General features: G+C 57.5%; 1 tRNA gene and 2 rRNA genes (1 of these 3 cut by a window edge). All 3 read right to left on the minus strand.

The annotated features are described in order from the left end of the window. Nucleotides 1-2 precede the first annotated feature (2 nt). A tRNA-Met gene (locus ACFOY6_RS23725) sits at nucleotides 3-79 on the minus strand. Between the two features lie 42 nt (nucleotides 80-121). Then, a 5S ribosomal RNA gene (rrf, locus tag ACFOY6_RS23730) occupies nucleotides 122-236 on the minus strand. A gap of 126 nt (nucleotides 237-362) precedes the next feature. Continuing rightward, nucleotides 363-2500, minus strand: a 23S ribosomal RNA gene (locus tag ACFOY6_RS23735); it runs 471 nt beyond the window's last position.

Genomic DNA, 2500 nt, shown 5'->3' on the forward strand with positions numbered 1-2500 from the left:
TTTGGATGCGGGGACAGGATTTGAACCTGTGACCTTCAGGTTATGAGCCTGACGAGCTACCGGGCTGCTCCACCCCGCGGTGGTGAGAGTATCCGTGTGTTTGTTAAGTTCCGGCTTGGTGGCCCGGCGGCGACCTACTCTCCCGCATCTTGAGATGCAGTACCATGGGCGCTGGGGTGTTTCACGTCCGAGTTCGGGATGGGATCGGGTGTATCAACCCCGCGATGGCCACCGGGCCACCGAGCCGGAACTTTTTTGCACACGGATGATGTGTAACTGATTTGGTGATGGGTGAGTGATTTTGAGTGAGTGCGGATTGGTGCTGCGTGCGGTGTGGGTTTTGAGGCCCACGGCGGAGTTTTTGAATGAGATCGTTCGGGTGATTAGGACCGCTCGGCTGAGCCTGTTACCAGGCGTATACCTGCGGCCTATCGACGTGGTGGTCTACCACGACCCTCGGGGAGACCTCGTTTAGAGGCTGGTTTCCCGCTTAGATGCCTTCAGCGGTTATCCGTTCCGTACTTAGCTACCCAGCGATGCCGCGGGCGCGACAACTGGTACACCAGAGGTACGTCCATCCCGGTCCTCTCGTACTAGGGACAGATCCTCGCTACCGCTTTAATCGGCGAACAGCCGAACCCTTGGGACCTGCTCCAGCCCCGGGATGCGATGAGCCGACATCGAGGTGCCAAACCTCCCCGTCGATGTGGACTCTTGGGGGAGATCAGCCTGTTATCCCTAGAGTACCTTTTATCCGTTGAGCGATGGCCCTTCCACGCGGGACCACCGGATCACTAAGGCCGACTTTCGTCTCTGTTCGCGCTGTCGCGCTCACAGTCAGGCGGGCTTATGCCTTTGCACTCAACAGCCGATGTCCGACCGGCTTGAGCCCACCATCGCGCGCCTCCGTTACCATTTGGGAGGCGACCGCCCCAGTCAAACTGCCCGCCACGCAGGGTCCTGGCCCAGGGTAACTGGGCTCAGTTAGACATCAGAAAGGCGCAGGGTGGTATTTCAAGGATGGCTCCGCCGAAGCTAGCGCCCCGGTTTCATAGCCTCCCACCTATCCTACACAGCCCCTTCCTGATGCCACTGCGAAGTTGCAGTAAAGGTTCATAGGGTCTTTCCGTCTGACCACGGGTACCCCGCATCTTCACGGGGAATTCAATTTCGCTGAGCCCATGCTGGAGACAGTGGGGAGGTCGTTACGCCATTCGTGCAGGTCGGAACTTACCCGACAAGGAATTTCGCTACCTTAGGACCGTTATAGTTACGGCCGCCGTTTACTGGGGCTTCAACTCTCGATTTCGCAGAGCCCTGTGTTTTTACTAAACAGTCGCCACCCCCTGGTCTGTGCCACCCATCTCCGGTTGCCCGGCTATGGGTCTCGCTTATCCCGAAGTTACGCGAGTAATTTGCCTAGTTCCTTCAGCATGGTTCTCTCAAGCGCCTCGGTATACTCAACCAGTCCACCTGTGTCGGTTTCGGGTACGGTCTATAATGTCAGAGCTATTTCCTGGAGTGATCCGGCAGCCTCTCCAATCCAATAAGGAGGGACTACGGTTCACACTCGTCACTTCTGACAGGCCCAGGAATATTCACCTGGTTTCCATCGGCTACGGCTGTCGCCCTCGCCTTAGGGGCCGGCTCACCCTGCGCGGATTGGCCTTGCGCAGGAACCCTTGGACTTTCGGCGAGAGGGGTTCTCACCCTCTTTGTCGCTACTCATGTCCGCATTCGCACTTCCGATACCTCCAGCGGCCCTCACGGGTCCACCTTCGCAGGCCTACGGAACGCTCCGCTACCACGCATACTTGCGTATGCATCCACAGCTTCGGCACGTGGCTTGAGCCCCGTTACATTTTCGCCGCAAGACAGCTATTAGACCAGTGAGCTATTACGCTTTCTTTAAAGGATGGCTGCTTCTAAGCCAACCTCCTGGTTGTTTTGGCCGTCTCACATGCTTTCCCACTTAGCCACGATTTGGGGGCCTTAGCTGGTGGTCTGGGCTGTTTCCCTCTCGACAATGGACCTTAGCACCCACTGTCTGTCTGCCAGGTAGCACTCACCGGCATTCGGAGTTCGGTAGGGTTTGGTAGGACTTTGGGTCCCCCTAGCCCTTCCGGTGCTCTACCTCCGGCGGTGTTCGCCTGACGATCTACCTCAATAGATTTCGCGGAGAACCAGCTATTTCCGAGTTTGATTGGCCTTTCACCCCTAGCCACAGCTCATCCCCGACTTTTTCAACAGGCGTGGGTTCGGCCCTCCAGTGCGTGTTACCGCACCTTCAGCCTGGCCATGGCTAGATCACTCGGTTTCGGGTCTTCTGCCTGCAACTGGGCGCCCTGTTCGGACTCGCTTTCGCTGCGCCTACACCTAACGGCTTAAGCTTGCTGCAAACAGAAACTCGCGGACCCATTATACAAAAGGTACGCCGTCACCCTTGCGGGCTCCGACTGCTTGTAGGCGTTCGGTTTCAGGTCTCTTTCACTCCCCTTGT

It is taken from the genome of Teichococcus aestuarii (assembly GCF_042651065.1).
Taxonomy (GTDB): domain Bacteria; phylum Pseudomonadota; class Alphaproteobacteria; order Acetobacterales; family Acetobacteraceae; genus Pseudoroseomonas; species Pseudoroseomonas aestuarii.